Source organism: Streptococcus saliviloxodontae (assembly GCF_016908655.1).
GTDB classification, from domain to species: Bacteria; Bacillota; Bacilli; order Lactobacillales; family Streptococcaceae; genus Streptococcus; species Streptococcus saliviloxodontae.
This window is the reverse complement of record NZ_JAFBEI010000025.1, coordinates 1-20,235: the sequence shown is the minus strand read 5'-3', so window position 1 is coordinate 20,235 and position 20,235 is coordinate 1. Positions and strand designations below refer to the sequence as shown.

Sequence of the window (20,235 nt, the reverse complement as noted above, 5' to 3'; positions counted from 1 at the left end):
CTCAATTTCTCTCAGCAGTAGTTCATTAGCACTAAACTAAATTGCTCGATGAACTGTGCAGAAGAAACGCTAGGTCATTTAAGGCTTGCAATGTCTCTCTCAACCACTTCGGCTTGTAATACCTAACTAAAAAATAAGAGGCTTAGGAATCTACTGCACCCTAAACGTTAGACAAAAAAACTAACTTTTGGGGTCAGTCATTTTTCCAGCCTCTTTTATGTTTTTAGACAAATACCACAATTCTCATTATTTTGATATAATTCGCTCATTTTTGACTACTTAAGTGATAGCATTTGGAAATTATTGCTATTTTACAAATTTTTTCTAAAAAAGGGCTTGCAATTTTTTTGAAAACGTTTTACAATATTCCTGTTCTTAGATTTTTTGAGATAAAAAAGAGTGTCCTGTCAAGAGATAGGACCTAAAACTGGAGAGGTTCTTTTTTATCTTAAGAAAAATATTTTTTTAGGAGGAAGAACAAGAATGGGTATCGGTATTATTATTGCCAGCCACGGTAAATTTGCTGAAGGTATTCATCAATCAGGATCAATGATCTTTGGTGAACAAGAGAAAGTTCAAGTTGTCACTTTCATGCCTAATGAAGGTCCAGATGACTTATACGCTCACTTCAACAATGCTATCGCTCAATTTGATGCTGATGATGAAGTTCTCGTACTAGCTGACCTTTGGAGTGGTTCTCCATTTAACCAAGCTAGCCGAGTTTCAGGAGAAAATCCTGATCGTAAGATTGCCATCATCACAGGTCTCAACTTGCCAATGCTTATTCAAGCCTACACTGAGCGCCTTATGGATGCTAACGCTGGGGTTGAACAAGTTGCCGCAAACATTATCAAGGAAGCTAAGGATGGTATCAAAGCCCTCCCTGAAGAGCTCAATCCTGCTGAGGAAACTCCTTCGGCTTCTGAAGGTAAACCTGAGCTTCAAGGTGCGATTCCTGAAGGAACCGTTCTTGGAGATGGAAAACTTAAAATTAACCTTGCTCGTATCGACACACGTCTTCTTCATGGACAAGTCGCTACAGGCTGGACACCTGCTTCTAAAGCAGACCGTATCATCGTAGCATCTGACTCAGTTGCTCAAGATGATCTTCGTAAGAGCTTGATTAAACAAGCTGCTCCAAATGGTGTTAAAGCTAACGTTGTTCCAATCCGTAAATTGATTGAAGCTTCTAAAGATCCTCGCTTTGGAAATACCCACGCGCTTATCTTATTTGAAACACCTCAAGAAGCTCTTGAAGCTATCGAGGGTGGCGTTGAAATCAAAGAACTTAATGTAGGTTCTATGGCTCACTCAACTGGTAAAACAATGGTTAACAACGTGCTTTCTATGGATAAAGATGACGTTGCTACCTTTGAAAAATTACGTGATTTAGGTGTTCAATTTGATGTGCGTAAAGTTCCAAATGATTCTAAGAAAGATTTGTTTGACCTTATTAACAAAGCAAATGTTCAATAATATGACTGGTAGGTATTAACAGGTCTACTACTAGTCATCCCTACAGTCAATTACCCTAACTTAGATATAAAACGATTATAAAGACTGTTTCCAGTAAAATACAGTCATCACAAAAAGAAAGGATTTAGAATAATGTCAATTATTTCTATGATTTTAGTCATTATCATCGCCTTTATCGCAGGTCTTGATGGTATCCTTGACGAATTTCAATTCCACCAACCACTTGTATCATGTACTTTAATCGGTCTTGCTACAGGTCACGTAACTGCGGGTATCATACTTGGTGGTACTCTTCAGATGCTTGCTCTTGGTTGGGCTAACATCGGTGCAGCTGTTGCACCAGACGTTGCTCTAGCAGCTGTTGCCGCATCTATTATCCTCGTTAAAGGTGGAGATTTCACTAACAAAGGGATTACCGTTGCTTACGGTGTTGCTATCCCACTTGCCGTTGCAGGTCTTGCGCTTACAATGTTCGTACGTACACTTTCTGTTGCGGTAGTACACCGTGCAGATGCTGCCGCTAAACAAGGTAACATCGCTGCTGTAGAACGTGCTCACTATACTGCCCTTATCATGCAAGGTCTCCGTATTGCTATCCCTGCAGCTCTCCTTCTTGCTCTTCCAACTGAAACAGTACAAGCAATGCTTAATGCTATCCCTGCTTGGTTATCAGATGGTATGACTATCGGTGGTGGCATGGTCGTTGCCGTTGGTTATGCCCTTGTTATCAACATGATGGCAACAAAAGAAACTTGGCCATTCTTCGTACTTGGTTTTGTCTTTGCTGCTATTAGCCAATTAACACTTATCGCTCTTGGTGCTATCGGTGTCGCTCTTGCTCTTATCTACCTTAACCTTTCAAAACAAGGTGGTTCAGGCAACGGTGGTAGCGCTGGTGGTTCAAACGATCCAATCGGCGACATCCTAGAAGACTACTAAGAGAAGGGAGATTATTATGGCTGAAAAAGTACAACTTACAAAATCAGATCGTCTTAAAGTTTGGTGGCGCTCAACCTTCCTACAAGGTTCATGGAACTACGAACGTATGCAAAACTTGGGTTGGGCATATGCTCTTATCCCTGCTATTAAACGTCTTTACACAACTAAAGAAGACCAATCTGCCGCTCTTGAGCGTCACTTGGAATTCTTCAATACACACCCATACATCGCTTCTCCAATCCTTGGGGTAACACTAGCTCTTGAAGAAGAAAAAGCTGCTGGAGCTGATATTGACAATACTGCTATCCAAGGGGTTAAGATTGGTATGATGGGACCTCTTGCTGGTATTGGTGACCCAGTCTTCTGGTTTACTGTACGTCCTATCCTTGGTGCTCTAGGCGCTTCTATCGCTATGTCTGGAAATATCCTTGGTCCAATCATCTTCTTCTTTGGTTGGAATATCATCCGTATGGCTTTCCTTTGGTACACTCAAGAACTTGGTTACAAAGCTGGTTCTGAAATTACTAAAGACCTTTCAGGTGGTATCCTTCAAGACATCACTAAAGGCGCTTCAATCCTTGGTATGTTCATTTTGGCAGCCCTTGTTGAACGTTGGGTATCAGTTAAAATGGCTCTTGGACTTCCTTCAACAACACTTGCTAAAGGAGCTTACATTGAGTTCCCTAAAGGAAATGTTACAGGTAGCCAACTCCAAGAAATCCTTGCCAATGTAAACAGCGGTCTTAGCTTGACTCAAGAAAAAGCAAATACACTTCAAGGTCAAATTGATTCATTGATTCCTGGTCTTCTTGGTCTTCTCCTTACATTCTTGTGTATGTGGTTGCTTAAGAAAAAAGTATCTCCTATCACAATCATCATCGGTCTCTTTATCGCCGGTGTCATCCTTCACGTTATTGGTTGGATGTAATATCACTAAAAGTATAAAAGGCTGCGACCAAGCGTCCAGCCTTTTAGCTTATCTCTTTCTATTAAAAGGAATGTCTATGGCACAATCATTAAACACTACAGTTGAACTCTCTACACCCGGTGTCTATTACGTCGGTCTTGGAGGCAATAAAATTGGAAAATTTTTAATTGGGGATAAAGCACTTGAATTTTATCCAGACAATAATGTTGAGAAATACATTCAAATTCCTTGGCAGGAAATTGAGCAAATCGGAGCCAATGTTTCTGGAAAAACAGTCAGTCGTCATTTCCAAGTTTTTCTTCCAAATAAACGTCGCTTGTTATTTGCTTCCAAAGATTCTGGAAAAATCCTCAAGATTGCTAGAGAAAAGTTAGGAGACGACAAGGTCATCAAAATCCCAACATTATTACAAAAACTAACATCTCGATTTGCCAAAAAATCATAATTTAGATATAATAGCAATATCGGATAAGTAAAACTTGATTGCTTTTTTCAGAAAGCCTACGGTTGCTGTGAGTGGGTAGGGCTTAAGTTTGAAATTCTACCGTGGTATCATGACATAGCAATAATAACTAAAGTGCACAGAAGATTTGTGAAGCTGGATGGAACCGCGCATTAGCGCTCCAGCAGTCAAAAGCTTCTGTGTTTTTTCTAAATCAAGGAGATTATTATGATTCAACTTATTGTTCATGCTTTTTTAGAAGACTCCGATGCTGTTGTAGAAGTCCTCTACGCTTCAAGCCAGCCAGAAAAACTCTCTGCTAAGATGACTGAGCTTCAAGAAGAGTTTCCTCAGGATTACCTTGCTATCTATGATCTACCACTAGATACTGATCTAAGTCAACTCCCCCACTATCCGTCTGTCCTTATTGAAAAAAGCGATTTTCAATAACTTATTAGTAATTTAGAAAGGAAGGCTCGGTTGACTATCCAACTGAGTCCAGCCAAAACAGACTATCAGATTGAGTGATAATCTGTTTTAGGCTAGGTATTAAACATATGTTAGACATTAAACGTATTCGTAACGATTTTGATCAAGTTGCTACAAAACTTGCTAACCGTGGTGTTGATGAAAAAACACTTCAAGAACTTAAAGCTATCGATGAAAAACGTCGTGAACTATTGATTAAATCAGAAGAGTTAAAAGCAGAACGTAACATCGCTACTGATGCTATCGCTCAAGCAAAACGTAATAAAGAAGATGCTTCTGAACAAATCGCAGCTATGCAAGCTGTCTCAGCAACTATCAAAGCTGTAGATGCTGAATTAGCTGAGGTTGATGAAAAACTCAACAACATGATTACAGTATTGCCAAATACACCTCACGATTCTGTTCCTGTTGGTGCTGATGAAGACGAAAACGTCGAAGTTCGCCGTTGGGGAACACCTCGTGACTTTAACTTTGAACCAAAAGCCCACTGGGATCTTGGTGAAGACCTTGACATTCTTGACTGGGAACACGGTGCTAAGGTAACTGGTTCACGCTTCCTTTTCTACAAAGGCCTCGGTGCCCGCTTGGAGCGTGCTATCTATAACTTCATGCTAGATGAACACGCTAAAGAAGGCTATACTGAAATGATCACACCTTACATGGTTAACCATGACTCAATGTTTGGAACTGGTCAATATCCAAAATTCAAAGAAGATACCTTTGAGTTGGCAGATTCAGACTATGTTCTTATCCCTACTGCTGAAGTACCTTTGACAAACTACTACCGTAACGAAATCATTGACGGTAAAGAGCTTCCAATCTACTTTACAGCGATGAGTCCTTCATTCCGTTCTGAGGCTGGTTCAGCAGGTCGTGACACACGTGGTCTTATCCGTCTCCACCAATTCCACAAGGTTGAGATGGTCAAATTTGCCAAACCTGAAGAATCTTACGAAGAGCTTGAAAAAATGACAGCAAACGCTGAAAACATTCTTCAAAAACTCGACCTTCCATACCGTGTTATTACTTTGTGTACTGGCGATATGGGATTCTCAGCTGCTAAAACTTACGACTTAGAAGTTTGGATTCCAGCACAAAACACTTACCGTGAAATCTCATCATGTTCAAATACAGAAGATTTCCAAGCTCGTCGTGCTCAAATCCGTTACCGTGATGAGGCAGATGGTAAGGTTAAACTCCTCCACACCCTCAACGGTTCTGGTCTTGCTGTTGGACGTACAGTTGCTGCTATCCTTGAAAACTATCAAAATGAAGATGGTTCTGTCACTATTCCAGAAGTCCTTCGTCCATACATGGGTGGTGCTGAAGTGATTGCACCGAAATAAGAGAAAAACTGATTTTGCATTAGCAAAATCAGTTTTTTGTTACTTCATAATAAGGCATGACCTTTTCAAAACCTTCTAGTATCTTAGGAACAAGCTCCTCAAGAGACGTATCCACTTTTAAAGGAATATCATATTTCAAAAGAACCTTTCTGATTTTTCCCTCCTCAAGCTCTAACTTCAAACGATGACGATTTGTTTCTGTTCCTTCTTCTCTATGACTCTCGCCATCCATTTGAACCATATAGTAGAGCGGTTCTGCTATTGGAACAGTCAAAACTTTCGCTTGCTTCAAGAGAGTTGTCTCTGACTTTTTACGCTCAATAAAGCTAACCTCTACTGACAAGCCAAAGTCATCTTTCTGACCATAAAGTCTAATGGCAATCCCAACATCATCTGCAGAAGACTCTTCCTCCATAAAATAGCACCAAAAATGTGGACGACCCACTTGAGCTTGATTAGCCCAGTTGCTAACACGAGTTATTTTAAAATCAGTTAATCTTTCATCCAAACACTTGGTTAACAGCTGCATCTCTTGTCGAGCAGCCTGACCAAGTGCCTTAAACGCTTCCATTTCTCTCGCTTGATTACCTGCTTTTTCTGGTTTGATGTATTTAAATCCCTGATAGGTAAAGTATTCATTGATTTTACGAAACATCAGTTATCCTCTTTTCTTTGATTAGAGAAAAAGACCCAGAGGCCTTTTTCTCTAATATTTTCTAAAGCGTTGATAGCGAGCTTCCAAAAGCTCATCGAGATTCAACTGAGATAAATGATCAATCTCTTCAACAAGGGATTGTTTCAGATTATCTAAAATCTCACTTGAAAAATAACCATGTTCTGGGATGACCTTGTCAACAATTCCCATATTAAGAAGTTCACCTGCTGTGATTTTCATCAATTCAGCAGCTTCTGTAGCCCGACTGCCATCTTTCCAAAGAATAGAGGCAAAACCTTCTGGACTTAAAATCGCATACATGGTATGTTCAAGCATCCAAACCTTATCAGCCACACCTAGTGCCAAGGCTCCACCAGAGCCCCCCTCACCAATGATAATGGCGATAATAGGTACTTTAAGATCACTCATTTCCATCAAATTTTTAGCAATCGCTTCACCCTGACCACGTTCTTCAGCACCGACACCAGGATAAGCACCTGCGGTATTGATGAAAGTAATGACAGGACGACCAAATTTTTCAGCCTGCTTCATCAAACGTAGCGCCTTACGATAACCTTCTGGATTGGGTTGTCCAAAGTTACGATCCAAATTATCTTGAAGATTCTTCCCTTTTTGAATACCAATAACCGTCACAGGACGACCATTCAGACGAGCAATACCACCAATAATAGCTCCGTCATCTGCAAAATGGCGATCTCCATGTAATTCCATAAAGTCATCAAAGAGGCTTTCAGCATAGTCTAGGCTCGTCAAACGACCCTGGTCACGCGCTTCTTTTAAAATTCTAGCGACATTACTACTCATTTACGACCTCCATGAAAAGCAACCAAATTACCAATAGTATCACGCAAATCCATACGCTTCACAATAGCATCAACGAAACCATGTTCTAACAGAAACTCCGCCTTTTGGAAATCATCTGGAAGATTCTCACGAACAGTTGTCTCAATCACACGACGTCCTGCAAAGCCAATCAGAGTCTGAGGCTCAGCCAAAATAATGTCACCTTCCATAGCAAAGCTAGCTGTCACCCCACCAGTCGTTGGATCCGTCAAAACAGTCAAGTAAAAAAGCCCTGCATTAGAATGACGTTTGACTGCTGCTGAGATTTTAGCCATCTGCATGAGACTCATAATCCCCTCTTGCATACGAGCACCTCCAGATGCTGTAAAAATAACAACAGGTAACTTTTCCTCGATTGCTAATTCGAAGAGGCGAGTAATCTTTTCACCGACAACAGTTCCCATCGAAGCCATAATGAAGTTAGAATCCATGATTGCAAGAGCAACCCTTGTCCCTTTGATGCTAGCGGTACCTGTCAAAACAGCTTCGTCAAGACCTGTCTTTTCACGTGCTAGTTCAATTTTTTCTTTATAACCAGGAAAGTTCAAAGGATCAGTAGTTTCAATACCTGTAAATAGCTCAGTAAAGCTATTGTCATCAACTGTAAGTGCTAGACGCTCCTTAGCTGAAATACGGAAGTTATAAGAACAAGCCGGACAAATCTTAGCTGGTCCTAAGTCCTTCTGATAAATAACATGTTTGCAGGCTGGACACTTAGCAAATAGCTCGTCTGGAACTTCTGGTGTCTCACGTTCTACTCGAGATCTGATTGATCGGTTGGGATTGATGCGGATATACTTTTCTTTTTTTCCAAATAAAGCCATAAGCGCTCCTATTCTTCAGTCTTTTGATAGGCTGGAAGGAAGGTCTCCATCAAGAAGGACGTATCGTAATCCCCAGCGATAACATTTTTATCTGAGATGAGATCCAATTGGAACTCTGTATTGGTTACAACACCTTCAATCTCCAATTCATAAAGCGCACGTTGCATCTTCATCAGAGCATCGAATCGATTTTCTCCATGAACAATAACCTTAGCAATCATAGAATCATAGTAAGGCGGAATGGTATAGCCGTTATAAACCGCAGAATCAACACGTAAGCCAACACCACCACTAGGAAGATAGAGATCCGTAATCTTACCTGGACATGGTGCAAAGTTAAATTTAGGATTCTCTGCATTGATACGGCATTCGATAGCGTGACCTGTGAATTGAATATCCTCTTGAGAGACGGATAACTCTTGACCTGCTGCAATACGGATTTGCTCACGAACAATATCAACACCTGTGACAAATTCAGTAACAGGGTGCTCTACCTGAACACGAGTATTCATTTCCATAAAATAGAAGTTGCCGCTTTCTTCATCGAGAAGAAACTCAATTGTTCCTGCATTTTCATAAGAAACAGCTTGCGCTGCACGAACAGCTGCATCACCCATTTTCTGACGAAGGGTTGAACCAATCGCAATAGATGGACTCTCTTCCAAGACTTTCTGGTTGTTACGCTGCAATGAACAATCACGCTCACCCAAGTGGACAATATGACCAAAGGAATCACCTAAGATTTGAACCTCAATATGACGAGCTGGATAGATAACCTTCTCGATATACATAGCACCATTACCAAAGGCAGCTAAAGCTTCCTGTGATGCGGATTCAAAGGCTGGAGCAAGCTCTTCTTGACTCTTAACCTTTCGAATCCCTTTACCACCACCACCAGCTGATGCCTTAAGCATGACAGGATAACCCAGACGCTCGGCGACTTCCAACGCTTCTTCAGCCGTATAAACTTCTCCATCTGAACCTGGAATAACTGGCACTTTAGCCTTTATCATTTCAGCACGGGCATTGATTTTATCTCCCATCTTATCCATAACAGATCCAGCTGGGCCGATAAATTTGATGTTAAGTTCCTCACACATGGTTGCAAATTTAGAGTTTTCACTCAAGAAACCAAAACCTGGGTGAATGGCTTGTGCTCCAGTTACAATCGCTGCTGATAGTACAGCATTCATATTAAGATAAGATTCTGTTGATCTGGCTGGACCGATACAAACAGCCTCATCAGCAAGATTGGTATGAAGGGCATCCTTATCAGCTTCCGAATAGACGGCAACTGTGGAAATCCCCAATTCACGCGCCGCACGAATAATACGCACCGCAATTTCACCACGATTGGCGATCAATAATTTTTTAAACATATCTATCGTTTTCTCCTATTCGGGAGTTCTTAATGTGAAAATAGCTGAGCTGAGCCCAGACTATCTTTTCACTCAGTTAGTTACCAATGGCAAATGTTAAGACACCACTAGCAGCAAGTTTTCCGTCAACTTCTGCTTTTGCCTCCACAACAGCAATTGTTCCGCGACGTTTAACGAATTTAGCTGTCATAACAAGTTGGTCACCGGGTACGACTTGCTTTTTAAACTTAACCTTGTCCATACCTGCATAGAAGACTAATTTCCCTTTATTCTCTTCTTTTGAGAGTTCAAGAACACCAGCCGTCTGTGCAAGAGCCTCCATAATCAAGACACCTGGCATAACAGGATACTGTGGAAAATGCCCTTGAAAGAAAGGCTCATTAATCGTCACATTTTTGATGGCAACAATTTCATCTTCTGATGTTTCTAGGACACGGTCAACCAAGAGAAATGGGTAACGGTGTGGTAGAGCCTCTTTAATTTGATTAATATCGATTGTCATTTGATACGTACCAAACCTTTCCCAAATTCAACAACATCTTCATTAGCTACTAAGATTTCTGTCACAACGCCATCTTTTGGTGCTGGAACTTCATTCATCACTTTCATAGCCTCAATGATCAAGAGCGTTTGACCTTTCTTGACAGAATCACCAACAGAAACAAAGGCTGGCTTATCTGGAGCTGGTGACAAGTAAGCGACACCCACCAATGGGCTTTCAACAACATCACCTTCTGCTGATGATGGAGCTGGCGTAGATTCAACAGGTGCTGACGCTTCTTCTACTGCTGGGGCTACTTTGGGAGTATCTACAGGACTGACTACGGGAGCAGCTGTTACTGGAGTAGCTTGCGCCACTGGCGCAGAAGTTGCTTCATTTTTTGAAAAAGCAAGCTCAACATCACCTGTACGATATGAAAATTCACGCAGACTTGATCCATCAAATTGACCCATCAAATCTTTAATGTCAGAAATATTCATGCTTAAGCCTCCCAACGTTTAAAGGCAAGCACAGCATTGTGACCACCAAAACCAAAAGTATTTGAGATAGCATAGTTAACTTCTGCTTCCAAACCTTGTCCAAAAATGACATTCGCTTCGATGTAATCTGATAATTCCTTAGTTCCTGCAGTCATTGGGATAAAGCTGTTACGCATTGCCTCGATAGTTGCAATAGCTTCAACCGCACCAGCAGCACCAAGTAGGTGACCTGTGAATGATTTGGTTGATGATACAGGTACTTCCTTACCAAGAACAGCAACGATAGCTTGACTTTCCCCTTTTTCATTAGCCTGTGTTGATGTTCCATGAGCATTGACATAATCAACATCACTTGCTTCAATACCAGCTTCGTTAAGGGCAAGTTTAATAGCTTTAGCAGCACCAGAACCATCAGGAGTTGGTGTTGTCATATGATAAGCATCACAGTTTGAACCATAACCAACAATCTCAGCCAAGATATTAGCACCACGTTTTTGGGCGTGTTCGAGGCTTTCAATAACAAGGACACCTGCACCCTCACCCATAACAAAGCCATTACGATCTTTATCAAATGGAATAGCTGAACGAGCTGGGTCTTCTGTTGTTGAAAGGGCAGTTAGGGCATTGAAACCACCGATACCAATCTTAGTGATAGAAGCTTCTGAACCACCTGCTAAGATAACATCATGGAAACCATATTTAATTTCACGAAAGGCTTCACCGATAGCATCATTAGCAGAAGCACAGGCAGTTGTTACTGATTTACAAACACCTTGTGCACCAATTTTAAGAGCAATATTACCAGCACCCATATTTGAAAGAGCTTTAGGAATGAACATGGGTTTAATACGTTTCATACCTTTATCATTCATACGGATGATTTGGTCTTCAAGTTCTTGCAAACCACCAATACCTGATGACACGATAACACCTGTACGGTCACGGTCAACTGTCTCCATATCTAAGTTAGCATTTTCAAGTGCTTCCATGGCAGCATAGATGGCATAAAGTGAGTAAGCATCCATACGATTAGTATCTTTTTTGACAAAGTATTTATCAAATGGGAAATCTTGAATTTCTCCTGCATTAAAGACAGGAATTTCTGATGGATCAAACTTTGTGATTGGTTTAATCCCAATTTTTCCTTCATGGAGGCTATTCCAGAATTCTTCTGGTGTATTTCCAATTGGTGACGTCACTCCATAACCAGTAACAACAACACGATTTGTAGACATAAGCTTTCTCCTTTGTCTGCTTTTTTATTTTCTAAACGATTTTTGACTTTTTAAACGATTAACCATTCATGGTCATACCACCATCAATGGCGATAACTTGACCTGTCAAATAGTCTTGGCTTGCTAGAAAGACAGTGACATCAGCTACTTGTTCAGGTTGTCCAAATGCTTTCATTGGGATTTGACCAAGCATAGCATCCTTCATTTTGTCTGGAATAGCATCTGTCATATCTGACTCAATAAAACCAGGAGCAATGGCATTAACACGAACGCCACGCGCAGCCACTTCACGGGCAACTGACTTCGTAAAACCAATCAAACCAGCTTTAGAAGCAGCATAGTTCGCTTGTCCGACATTTCCGACAAGACCAACAACTGAAGACATGTTAATGATGGCTCCTTGACGTGCTTTAGACATCGGTTTCAAAACTGCCTGTGTCATATTAAAAGCACCAGTCAGATTAATTTTTAGCACTGATTCAAAATCTTCCTCAGTCATCTTGAGCATTAGCTTATCGTTGGTAATACCAGCGTTGTTCACAAGAACATCAATACTTCCAAGAGCTTCTGTAGCTTCAGCAACCATACGCTTAGCATCTTGGCTATCTGAGATATCTCCACTAATAGCAAGAACAGTCACGCCATAATCTTTAAAACTATCCAATAGTTCTTGAGAAATAGCCGAGCGACCATTCAAAACGACATTAGCACCAAGACTAGCAAATTTATGAGCGATAGCAAGACCAATTCCTCGTGTTGATCCTGTGACAAAAACATTTTTTGATTTAAGTTCCATAGTTTTCCTTATTCTCCAAGAAATTCTTCAAGACTAGCTTGATTATCAATAGAAGCAACTGGAATTGTCTTATCAATCTTCTTCAAGAATCCTGCTAACACTTTACCAGGACCCACCTCAATCACTTCATCAATGCCAAATTCTTTAATCACTTCAATCGAATCGTAGAAGCGAACTGGCTCCATTACCTGACGAGCAAGAAGAGACTTAATCTCAGAATGCTGCATGATCTTAGCCTCTGTATTACCGACAAGTGGTATCTGAAAATCATCAACGTTTACTTTTTCAAGTTCAACTGCTAATTTCTCACTGGCTGAACGCAATAAAGCTGTATGAAATGGTCCTGAAACGTTGAGAGGAATTAAGCGTTTAACGCCCGCTTCTTTGAGTAACTCAACAGCTTCATTAACAGCATCCACTTCTCCACCAATAACAATTTGCCCAGGCGTATTATAATTCGCAGGCGTAACAACTCCCTTAATAGAGGCTTTTTGACAAATGTCCTCAATCAAACTAGCCTCTGTATTCATGACAGCAACCATCTTCCCACTACCTGCAGGAGCAGCTGTTTCCATAAATTCGCCACGTTTTGCAACTAAAGCCACAGCATCTTCAAAAGAAAGAGCACCCGCAGCAACAAGAGCAGAATATTCTCCCAGTGACAAACCTGCAACAATATCAGGGGTTACACCATTCTCTACTAAGAGACGATAGATAGCAACAGATGTTGTCAAAATAGCAGGTTGTGTATAACGTGTCTGATTGAGTTTTTCGTCATCATGATCAATCAAATCACGTAAATCATAACCTAATATAGCACTAGCGGTATCGAATGTCTCTTTAACAATCGGATACTGTTCAACCAAATCACTAGCCATACCCAATTTCTGAGCGCCTTGACCAGCAAATAAGAATGCTCGTTTTGTCATGTCAATCCTCTACTTTTTAGTTTAGTCAGCCCAACGCTTTGCTTCTTCAAGAATAACTGCCTTAGCACCATTATAAAGGTCTTCAAGAATTTCTTGACACGTTTCTTCTTTACGAACAAGACCTGCAATCTGACCTGCCATAACAGAACCATTAACAACATCACCATCCACTACGGCATTACGAAGAGCACCAGCACCTAATTCTTCAATTTCTTCAGCTGTTTTCTTACCAGCCAAGAAATCTTTTTCTGCCTGATTATAAGCAGTTGCCAATTTGTTTTTAATAGCACGAACAGGATGTCCCACTACTGATGCAGATACAACGGTATCGATATCCTTAGCTTTCAAAATTTTATCTTTAAAATTTTGGTGGGCATTTGATTCTTTAGCAACAACAAATCGTGTTCCGACTTGAACAGCCTCTGCACCCAACATAAATACTGCCGCGGCACCACGACCATCAGCAACACCACCTGCTCCAATAACTGGAATATCAACTGCATCAACTACTTGACGGACAAGAGTCATTGTTGTTAATTTACCAATGTGACCACCAGCTTCCATACCTTCAGCAATAACGGCATCCGCTCCAAGTTTTTCCATACGTTTAGCAAGGGCAACTGATGGCACTACTGGAATAACGGTAATACCTGCTTCGTGGAAACGCTCCATGTATTTACCTGGATTTCCTGCACCAGTGGTAACCACCTTGACACCTTCTTCGATGACAAGATCAACAATATCATCTGCAAATGGAGACAAGAGCATGATATTAACACCAAATGGTTTATCGGTGATTGATTTCACCTTATCGATGTTTGCTTTAACAACTTCTTTAGGTGCGTTCCCACCACCGATGATTCCAAGACCACCTGCATTAGACACTGCACCAGCCAAATCACCATCAGCAACCCAAGCCATACCACCTTGGAAAATAGGATATTTGATACCTAAAAGTTCTGTAATTCTCGATTTCATTTCAAAAACCTTCTTCTATTTTGTTAAGTGACACTATCAATCTGACAAGTAATTTGAAATTCAAACTACCAAAATAAACAAGAGAGAATATTCCCAACGAATACTCTCTATGTCACAATTATTTTGTTTTTTCTTCAACGTAAGCAACAAGATCGCCTACAGTATTAAGTCCTTCTTCAGTTTCAATTTGAATATCAAATTCATCTTCGATTTCTGAAATTACTTGGAATACATCCAATGAATCTGCATCAAGCTCATCGAAAGTAGTTTCCAATTTTACTTCTTCTGCTTCTTTACCGAGTTCTTCAACGATGATGTCTTGTACTTTTTCAAATACTGCCATGATTAATGTCTCCTTAAAATATATAAATAAATTTTTATAAAAGTGCTAATGCACAGTGTATAACTAGATTTTAACAATTAGAGTGCCCCAAGTCAAACCTCCACCAAAACCTGATAGAAGAATCGTTTGGCTACCATCTAATTTGATAATTCCCTTATCAACAGATTCTGATAAGAGAATTGGAATACTTGCTGCACTGGTATTTCCAAAATGCATCATGTTTGCTATAAATTTTTCTCTATCAACATTGATTTTTTTAGCCATTTTATCTAAGATACGGATATTCGCCTGATGTAACAAGAAGTAGTCAGGTTCTTCAACCTCCTCCAAAATAGCCTTAATACTATTGGCAACCGTTCTGATGGTAAAATCAAAAATCGAACGTCCATCCATCTGTAAAAATGGATTTACTTCTTCGTTATCATCTGAGAATGGCGATTTTACACGCGTCTTACCAGACTCAAGTCCACCTTTGCTACCATCTGTATTGAGTGATTCTGCTAAAAAATGAGGCTCCTCACTTGTTTCAAGTAAAACACCACCTGCTCCATCACCGAATAAGACAGCTGTACTACGATCAGACCAATCAAGAGTCTTTGAAAGCACCTCTGCTCCTATAACAATACCCTTTTTGTAAGAGCCTGAGAGAATAAACTTCTCAGCTGTAGCTAAGGCAAAAACAAAACCACTGCATGCTGCAGTCACATCATAGGCAAAAGCATGGCTAGCTCCAATATTTCCCTGCACACGAGCTGCAGTTGAAGGCATATAAGAATCAGGTGAAATCGTTGCTACAATTACAAAATCTAACTCTTCCGCTGATATACCAGCCTTTTGAATTAAAGATTCTGCTACTTTTGTTGCAAGATCACTTGTATTCTCATTCTCAGAAATATGTCGCTGGCGAATTCCAGTACGACTGGAAATCCACTCATCACTTGTGTCCATAATTTGAGCAAGATCATTGTTTGTTACGACCTGTTCTGGAGCATAATGTGCAACCTGGCTAATTTTTGCATAAACCATTATTTTAACTCCTCAAGAAAAGTATGTAAGTTAACAAGTCCCTTTTTCATAACGCGCGCCTCATCTTCATCGAATCCTTCAATGATACGTTCAACCATTGATTTATGAAAACGTTGATGAAGACGATAAACCAATCTTCCTTTTTGTGTTAGAGAAAGATGGACAACACGACGGTCAATATTCGATCGCGTTCGAATAATATAACCTTTTTGTTCAAGTTTATTCAGGCTAGTCGTTACGGTACCTAATGTCACCATAAGAGCTTTAGCAACCTCGCTAGGTGTTATATTTGGACTTTTACCAATCTCATCAATAGTATGCATTTCTTTAATTGATACATCGCTAAAGCGACTAACTTTTAAACTGTTTTCTTCAATAATCAAAACATTATTGAAGATATCAACTAAATAATCATTAACTTGTGAATCTTCCAAATTGACACTCCTTTCAATAAACTTTGACAGTCAAATTATATCAAACATCAAAAATTTATGCAAGTAAAAATTTAATGAAAAACTTACTTCCCAGTAAATTTCGGACGACGACGTTCTGAAAAAGCACGTACTCCTTCTTTGAAGTCTTCCTTAAATGCAAGCTCTTCTTGTAATTCCAACTCTAACTTCGTATAATCTTCCCAACCAGCAAACGACGATTCCCAGACCATTGCTTTAATAGCTCGATAAGAATTAATGGAACCTCTCAAAAGGCGTTTAATCAATTGACTAGTTGTACGTTCCAACTTCTCTGACTCACAAAGTCGGTACACAATTCCATAATCCAAGGCTTTTTCAGCAGTTAATCCTTCCCCTGTCATTGCAAGCTGAGTTGCTCTTGTCACACCAACTGCCCTTGACATCAAGAAAATACCACCCGCATCAGGTGCTAGCCCCACACCAACAAAGGCTTGAATAAATTTTGTTTTATCACTAGCAACAACAAAGTCTGCCGCTACTGCCATATTAGCTGCTGCACCTGCTACCGCACCATCAACACTCATAATAACCGGCTTAGGTAATTTCTTCATTGCAAAAGAAATCTTGTTCACAAGTTCTGCAATAAGTACCAATGATTGGACATCATCAGCATCCACAGCACGCTGCATTTCAACCAAATCTCCTCCAACAGAAAAGACAGATCCTTCAGCATTGATAAGAAGAATCTTAACAGCTTCATCTCTCTCAGCCAAAGCTAATGCTTCTAAAATCTCTTGTGACATCGGAATATTAAATCCATTGGATACATCTGGACGATTTAATGTCAAAGTAGCGACATCATCAGCAACACTATATTTAATCGTTTCGAAAGTCATTTTCGAACCCCCAGTCAGCTATAATTTTACATTTCAATAATTTGATATTCAAACTATAATACCTTATCAGTCTAACACAATAAAAAAAAATTCTCAACAATAAATGTTAGAATTTTTTAATTTTATATTTCTTATTATTTGATAAAAAAACTAATCTAAAGCTAAATAAGTTTTTATCTCTGTCAAATTAGAAAAGAGTTTGCTAGCTTTTTCTTGATTCATACCAAAACGCTCATCACGAACTCCAAAAACCTCAATACCAGCTGATACACCTGCTTGAATACCCTTTTCACTATCCTCAACAATAACGAGATCACCTTTATCAAGCATCAATCTACGAGATGCTTCTAAATAAATTGCTGGATTCGGTTTACTTTCTGGAAATTCTTCTCCCGATAAAATGACTTGAAAATATCCTTCTAGATCATTATCTCGTAATGCTTTTAAAATATCTTTTTTTGTAGAACTAGATGCAATCCCTATCTTAAGACCTGATTGTTGACAAGCACTAAGCATATCTCTAGTATCTGGAAAAATCAAATCACAATAAGGTAACGGATGATCTTGTTTGTACTGATTATAGTCTTTCTGTAGTGTTTCGACATCCCACTTATCGTAATCTTCTTTTAGTATATTTTGCCATACTTGCTTCATATTGCCTCCAATAAAAAATGATGGAGGTAAATGATCAATCGAAATTCCCCTTTCATTTAAGAAAGTTTCTCTCCGATCATAATAAAATTTTTCAGTATCAAATAAGACACCGTCCATATCAAAAATAATCCCTTTTAATGTCATATGTCATGCCCACCTCACCCTATATTTTATAATAATTTCTAGAAAAAAATCAACAATATACATCATTGATTGTAAATATCATAAAGTTAATGACGAATTGTCTGAATTTTGATATAATTTACATATCATATAATTTTGGAGAAAAAAATGAAAGTTATTAAATTTGGTGGGAGCTCCTTAGCTTCTGCTACTCAATTAAAAAAAGTACTTAATATCGTTAAATCTGATCAAGAAAGACGTTTTGTTGTTGTCTCTGCACCGGGAAAACGAAATGCTGAAGACACTAAAGTAACTGATGCCCTCATCAAATACTATAAAAGCTATACTAACGGTGACGATGTCACTGCAGATCAAGACTGGATTATTAATCGCTATCAAGATATGGTAGATGAACTTCAGCTAACATCTAATATTATTGACGATATTGCTGAAGCCATCAAGTCACTTGCCCAATTACCCATTAAGGATAATGATTTCTTATATGATTCATTCCTTGCTGCTGGTGAAGATAACAATGCCAAGCTAATTGCTGAGTATTTCCGTAAAAATGGTATTTCTGCTCGTTATGTTCATCCAAAAGACGCTGGTATCATTGTTAGTAGCGAACCTGGAAATGCACGCATTCTCCCTTCAAGCTATGACAAACTAGAAAAACTTCGTCACAGTGATGATGTTTTAGTTATTCCTGGTTTCTTCGGTGTTACAACTGAAGGACAAATCTGCACATTCTCTCGTGGAGGTTCTGACATTTCAGGTTCAATTGTTGCAGCCGGTGTCAAAGCAGATCTATATGAAAACTTTACCGATGTTAATGGTATTTTTGCTGCTCATCCAGGTGTCGTTGAAAACCCACATTCAATTGAAGAATTAACTTACAAAGAGATGCGTGAATTGGCTTATGCTGGATTTTCAGTACTTCATGATGAAGCACTAATTCCAGCCTATCGTGGGAAAATCCCTCTAGTCATTAAAAATACTAATAATCCTGATCACCCAGGAACACGCATTTCCCTAGAACACAGTGGAGCATCTGTCCCAGTTGTTGGTATTGCTGCCGATGATAACTTTGCTTCTATCAATATGTCGAAATATTTGATGAATCGCGAAGTTGGTTTTGGACGAAAAGTTTTACAAATTTTAGAAGATCTCAACATTCGTTGGGAGCACATGCCTTCAGGTATCGATGATCTTTCAATTATTGTTAGAGAAAGAGAACTGACACCTATAAAAGAACAAGAAATTCTGTCTTACCTCACACGAGAACTTGGTGTTGATGAAGTTGAAATTGAACATAACCTCTCTATTATTATGATAGTTGGAGAAAATATGAAAGACCATATTGGTGTTACAGCAACTGCGACTAAAGCCTTATCCGACAATCATATTAATCTAGAAATGATTTCTCAAGGATCTAGTGAAGTATCAGTCATGTTCGTCATTAAAACAGAACAAGAGAAAGAAGCAGTTAAATCACTCTATCAAGCCTTTTTCTCCCCTGATAAATAATAGTTCCTTTTTAAATAAATTCACTTAAAGAATCCGTCTTCTGTAATATATAGAAGACGGGTTCTTTATTCAATATTAAAAAGATTATCACCATCCTTAAAAATAACCCCAAACAATCATCAGAAACTACTTCCACAAATATCTCAGAAATGTTCAGGAACAGGTTAAAGTTGTCACAGTGGGATATATTGGCAGCTACATTCCCATCATCAAGCAGACTTCTCCATGCGCTGAAATTATTCTTAATAGACGTCGAATCGCCTAGCACTTGAGGCAATCTATGATGATTAAGACAATTGCCATTATGAATTTCTTTGATTGAACTCATTTTAAACAATGTCAATCAGAAATTCTCAACTGTCTTCAAAAACTTTCTCAAATACAAAGATTACATTTCAAAGCGTTGCTCTGTCAGGATTGCCCCCATTGCCGAAGCTTCCCTATGCTCTTAACCTGCCTTATTCTAACGCTAAACTGGAGGTACCAACAAGCTGATCAGGGTATTACGTCAGTACGGTCGAACTGAACGAAAAAACTGTTGCGAAATACATACGAGACCAGGAGAGAGATGACATTGCTCTTGATTCTTGAGTGTCAAAGAATATGAAGATCCATTTTCAGATGAAGGCTTTAGAATACGATAAAAACCACCCGTTTTCACGGGTGGTTATGACTAAATTATAGTTCAATATGGTGAGAATACTGTTTTCGAATTTTAGAATTCATAACCCTTCTCCCAAACCATTTTATCCAATGCTACAATAGTCTGAAATTATACAAAAAAGTAGAGATCTAACAGATTCCCTACTTTTTTATTACTCCGCCAGTAGGACTCGAACCTACGACATCATGATTAACAGTCATGCGCTACTACCAACTGAGCTATGGCGGATTATAGCTAAGCGACTTCCATATCTAACAGGGGGCAACCCCCAACTACATCAGGCGTTCTAGGTCTTAACTTCTGTGTTCGGCATGGGAACAGGTGTATC

The 20,235-nt window shown here is 39.4% G+C and carries 22 protein-coding genes, 1 tRNA gene, 1 rRNA gene and 1 pseudogene; 8 read left to right on the top strand and 17 right to left on the bottom strand.

Annotated features, from left to right (window positions below):
- The first annotated feature begins 483 nt into the window (after positions 1-483).
- The 6 genes from JOC31_RS06495 (at position 484) to serS (ending at position 5,620) form a co-directional block, all read left to right on the top strand.
- A complete protein-coding gene (locus JOC31_RS06495; RefSeq protein ID WP_205017348.1) occupies positions 484-1,476 on the top strand; it encodes a PTS sugar transporter subunit IIB in 993 nt (330 codons plus the stop codon).
- A 132-nt stretch (positions 1,477-1,608) separates the two neighbouring features.
- On the top strand, positions 1,609-2,415 hold the full coding sequence (locus tag JOC31_RS06490; RefSeq protein ID WP_205017347.1) for a PTS mannose/fructose/sorbose transporter subunit IIC: 807 nt from the start codon (positions 1,609-1,611) through the stop codon (positions 2,413-2,415).
- Between the two features lie 16 nt (positions 2,416-2,431).
- Entirely contained in the window at positions 2,432-3,343 is a 912-nt protein-coding gene (locus tag JOC31_RS06485; protein WP_205017346.1) for a PTS system mannose/fructose/sorbose family transporter subunit IID, read from the top strand.
- Positions 3,344-3,419: 76 nt separating this feature from the next.
- Positions 3,420-3,788, top strand: coding sequence for a DUF956 family protein (locus JOC31_RS06480; RefSeq protein ID WP_205017345.1), 369 nt, complete (start codon positions 3,420-3,422; stop codon positions 3,786-3,788).
- Between the two features lie 225 nt (positions 3,789-4,013).
- On the top strand, positions 4,014-4,235 hold the full coding sequence (locus JOC31_RS06475) for a phosphoribosylaminoimidazole carboxylase (RefSeq protein WP_205017344.1): 222 nt from the start codon (positions 4,014-4,016) through the stop codon (positions 4,233-4,235).
- Between the two features lie 107 nt (positions 4,236-4,342).
- Positions 4,343-5,620: a serine--tRNA ligase gene (gene serS / locus JOC31_RS06470; protein WP_205017343.1), complete on the top strand. Its 1,278-nt coding sequence runs from the start codon at positions 4,343-4,345 to the stop codon at positions 5,618-5,620.
- A gap of 28 nt (positions 5,621-5,648) precedes the next feature.
- On the opposite strand, the gene JOC31_RS06465 is transcribed toward serS, so the two are convergent.
- The 15 genes from JOC31_RS06465 to JOC31_RS06395 form a co-directional block, all read right to left on the bottom strand.
- A complete protein-coding gene (locus tag JOC31_RS06465; protein WP_205017342.1) occupies positions 5,649-6,275 on the bottom strand; it encodes a ribonuclease P in 627 nt (208 codons plus the stop codon).
- Between the two features lie 51 nt (positions 6,276-6,326).
- Complete coding sequence (locus JOC31_RS06460; protein WP_205017341.1) at positions 6,327-7,100, bottom strand: acetyl-CoA carboxylase carboxyl transferase subunit alpha; 774 nt, start codon at positions 7,098-7,100, stop codon at positions 6,327-6,329.
- A complete protein-coding gene (accD, locus tag JOC31_RS06455) occupies positions 7,097-7,963 on the bottom strand; it encodes an acetyl-CoA carboxylase, carboxyltransferase subunit beta (protein WP_205017340.1) in 867 nt (288 codons plus the stop codon). Before accD ends, JOC31_RS06460 begins: the two co-directional genes overlap by 4 nt.
- A gap of 8 nt (positions 7,964-7,971) precedes the next feature.
- Positions 7,972-9,342, bottom strand: coding sequence for an acetyl-CoA carboxylase biotin carboxylase subunit (locus JOC31_RS06450; protein WP_205017339.1), 1,371 nt, complete (start codon positions 9,340-9,342; stop codon positions 7,972-7,974).
- Positions 9,343-9,418: 76 nt separating this feature from the next.
- Entirely contained in the window at positions 9,419-9,844 is a 426-nt protein-coding gene (gene fabZ / locus JOC31_RS06445; protein ID WP_205010282.1) for a 3-hydroxyacyl-ACP dehydratase FabZ, read from the bottom strand.
- Positions 9,841-10,323 carry an acetyl-CoA carboxylase biotin carboxyl carrier protein gene (accB, locus tag JOC31_RS06440; RefSeq protein ID WP_205017338.1) on the bottom strand — a complete coding sequence of 161 codons (483 nt, stop codon included), beginning with the start codon at positions 10,321-10,323 and terminating at the stop codon, positions 9,841-9,843. The genes fabZ and accB overlap by 4 nt, the downstream gene beginning before the upstream one ends.
- A 2-nt stretch (positions 10,324-10,325) precedes the next feature.
- On the bottom strand, positions 10,326-11,558 hold the full coding sequence (gene fabF / locus JOC31_RS06435; RefSeq protein WP_205017337.1) for a beta-ketoacyl-ACP synthase II: 1,233 nt from the start codon (positions 11,556-11,558) through the stop codon (positions 10,326-10,328).
- A 58-nt stretch (positions 11,559-11,616) separates the two neighbouring features.
- On the bottom strand, positions 11,617-12,354 hold the full coding sequence (gene fabG / locus JOC31_RS06430) for a 3-oxoacyl-[acyl-carrier-protein] reductase (protein WP_205017336.1): 738 nt from the start codon (positions 12,352-12,354) through the stop codon (positions 11,617-11,619).
- A gap of 8 nt (positions 12,355-12,362) precedes the next feature.
- Positions 12,363-13,283, bottom strand: coding sequence for an ACP S-malonyltransferase (gene fabD / locus JOC31_RS06425; RefSeq protein ID WP_205017335.1), 921 nt, complete (start codon positions 13,281-13,283; stop codon positions 12,363-12,365).
- Positions 13,284-13,304: 21 nt separating this feature from the next.
- Positions 13,305-14,261 (bottom strand): enoyl-[acyl-carrier-protein] reductase FabK, encoded by a 957-nt coding sequence (gene fabK, locus JOC31_RS06420; RefSeq protein ID WP_205017334.1) that lies wholly within the window; start codon positions 14,259-14,261, stop codon positions 13,305-13,307.
- Between the two features lie 118 nt (positions 14,262-14,379).
- Complete coding sequence (locus JOC31_RS06415) at positions 14,380-14,604, bottom strand: acyl carrier protein (protein WP_205010276.1); 225 nt, start codon at positions 14,602-14,604, stop codon at positions 14,380-14,382.
- Between the two features lie 63 nt (positions 14,605-14,667).
- Entirely contained in the window at positions 14,668-15,630 is a 963-nt protein-coding gene (locus tag JOC31_RS06410; protein WP_205017333.1) for a beta-ketoacyl-ACP synthase III, read from the bottom strand.
- Positions 15,630-16,064 (bottom strand): fatty acid biosynthesis transcriptional regulator FabT, encoded by a 435-nt coding sequence (gene fabT / locus JOC31_RS06405; RefSeq protein ID WP_205010274.1) that lies wholly within the window; start codon positions 16,062-16,064, stop codon positions 15,630-15,632. Before fabT ends, JOC31_RS06410 begins: the two co-directional genes overlap by 1 nt.
- A gap of 83 nt (positions 16,065-16,147) precedes the next feature.
- Positions 16,148-16,939: an enoyl-CoA hydratase gene (locus JOC31_RS06400; protein ID WP_205017332.1), complete on the bottom strand. Its 792-nt coding sequence runs from the start codon at positions 16,937-16,939 to the stop codon at positions 16,148-16,150.
- Positions 16,940-17,089: 150 nt separating this feature from the next.
- The gene (locus tag JOC31_RS06395) at positions 17,090-17,737 is read right to left on the bottom strand and encodes an HAD family hydrolase (RefSeq protein ID WP_205017331.1); all 648 of its coding nucleotides are present in this window, start codon (positions 17,735-17,737) and stop codon (positions 17,090-17,092) included.
- A gap of 147 nt (positions 17,738-17,884) precedes the next feature.
- On the opposite strand from JOC31_RS06395, the gene JOC31_RS06390 reads away from it, so the two are divergent.
- Together JOC31_RS06390 and JOC31_RS06385 are read left to right on the top strand one after the other, a co-directional pair.
- Positions 17,885-19,243 carry an aspartate kinase gene (locus JOC31_RS06390; protein WP_205017330.1) on the top strand — a complete coding sequence of 453 codons (1,359 nt, stop codon included), beginning with the start codon at positions 17,885-17,887 and terminating at the stop codon, positions 19,241-19,243.
- Positions 19,244-19,741: 498 nt separating this feature from the next.
- Positions 19,742-19,887 (top strand): annotated as a pseudogene (locus JOC31_RS06385) (IS200/IS605 family transposase); the annotation flags it as partial.
- A gap of 174 nt (positions 19,888-20,061) precedes the next feature.
- Here JOC31_RS06385 and JOC31_RS06380 read toward each other — a convergent pair.
- Both JOC31_RS06380 and rrf read right to left on the bottom strand, forming a co-directional pair.
- A tRNA-Asn gene (locus tag JOC31_RS06380) sits at positions 20,062-20,135 on the bottom strand.
- A 5-nt stretch (positions 20,136-20,140) separates the two neighbouring features.
- Positions 20,141-20,235, bottom strand: a 5S ribosomal RNA gene (rrf, locus tag JOC31_RS06375); the annotation flags it as partial.

Excerpts from the sequence above, each read along its gene's own strand:
- JOC31_RS06495 (WP_205017348.1), top strand. The coding sequence starts at position 484 with ATGGGTATCGGTATTATTATTGCCAGCCACGGTAAATTTGCTGAAGGT.
- JOC31_RS06490 (WP_205017347.1), top strand. The coding sequence starts at position 1,609 with ATGTCAATTATTTCTATGATTTTAGTCATTATCATCGCCTTTATCGCA.
- JOC31_RS06485 (WP_205017346.1), top strand. The coding sequence starts at position 2,432 with ATGGCTGAAAAAGTACAACTTACAAAATCAGATCGTCTTAAAGTTTGG.
- JOC31_RS06480 (WP_205017345.1), top strand. The coding sequence starts at position 3,420 with ATGGCACAATCATTAAACACTACAGTTGAACTCTCTACACCCGGTGTC.
- JOC31_RS06475 (WP_205017344.1), top strand. The coding sequence starts at position 4,014 with ATGATTCAACTTATTGTTCATGCTTTTTTAGAAGACTCCGATGCTGTT.
- serS (WP_205017343.1), top strand. The coding sequence starts at position 4,343 with ATGTTAGACATTAAACGTATTCGTAACGATTTTGATCAAGTTGCTACA.
- JOC31_RS06465 (WP_205017342.1), bottom strand. The coding sequence starts at position 6,275 with ATGTTTCGTAAAATCAATGAATACTTTACCTATCAGGGATTTAAATAC.
- JOC31_RS06460 (WP_205017341.1), bottom strand. The coding sequence starts at position 7,100 with ATGAGTAGTAATGTCGCTAGAATTTTAAAAGAAGCGCGTGACCAGGGT.
- accD (WP_205017340.1), bottom strand. The coding sequence starts at position 7,963 with ATGGCTTTATTTGGAAAAAAAGAAAAGTATATCCGCATCAATCCCAAC.
- JOC31_RS06450 (WP_205017339.1), bottom strand. The coding sequence starts at position 9,342 with ATGTTTAAAAAATTATTGATCGCCAATCGTGGTGAAATTGCGGTGCGT.
- fabZ (WP_205010282.1), bottom strand. The coding sequence starts at position 9,844 with ATGACAATCGATATTAATCAAATTAAAGAGGCTCTACCACACCGTTAC.
- accB (WP_205017338.1), bottom strand. The coding sequence starts at position 10,323 with ATGAATATTTCTGACATTAAAGATTTGATGGGTCAATTTGATGGATCA.
- fabF (WP_205017337.1), bottom strand. The coding sequence starts at position 11,558 with ATGTCTACAAATCGTGTTGTTGTTACTGGTTATGGAGTGACGTCACCA.
- fabG (WP_205017336.1), bottom strand. The coding sequence starts at position 12,354 with ATGGAACTTAAATCAAAAAATGTTTTTGTCACAGGATCAACACGAGGA.
- fabD (WP_205017335.1), bottom strand. The coding sequence starts at position 13,283 with ATGACAAAACGAGCATTCTTATTTGCTGGTCAAGGCGCTCAGAAATTG.
- fabK (WP_205017334.1), bottom strand. The coding sequence starts at position 14,261 with ATGAAATCGAGAATTACAGAACTTTTAGGTATCAAATATCCTATTTTC.
- JOC31_RS06415 (WP_205010276.1), bottom strand. The coding sequence starts at position 14,604 with ATGGCAGTATTTGAAAAAGTACAAGACATCATCGTTGAAGAACTCGGT.
- JOC31_RS06410 (WP_205017333.1), bottom strand. The coding sequence starts at position 15,630 with ATGGTTTATGCAAAAATTAGCCAGGTTGCACATTATGCTCCAGAACAG.
- JOC31_RS06400 (WP_205017332.1), bottom strand. The coding sequence starts at position 16,939 with ATGACTTTCGAAACGATTAAATATAGTGTTGCTGATGATGTCGCTACT.
- JOC31_RS06395 (WP_205017331.1), bottom strand. The coding sequence starts at position 17,737 with ATGACATTAAAAGGGATTATTTTTGATATGGACGGTGTCTTATTTGAT.
- JOC31_RS06390 (WP_205017330.1), top strand. The coding sequence starts at position 17,885 with ATGAAAGTTATTAAATTTGGTGGGAGCTCCTTAGCTTCTGCTACTCAA.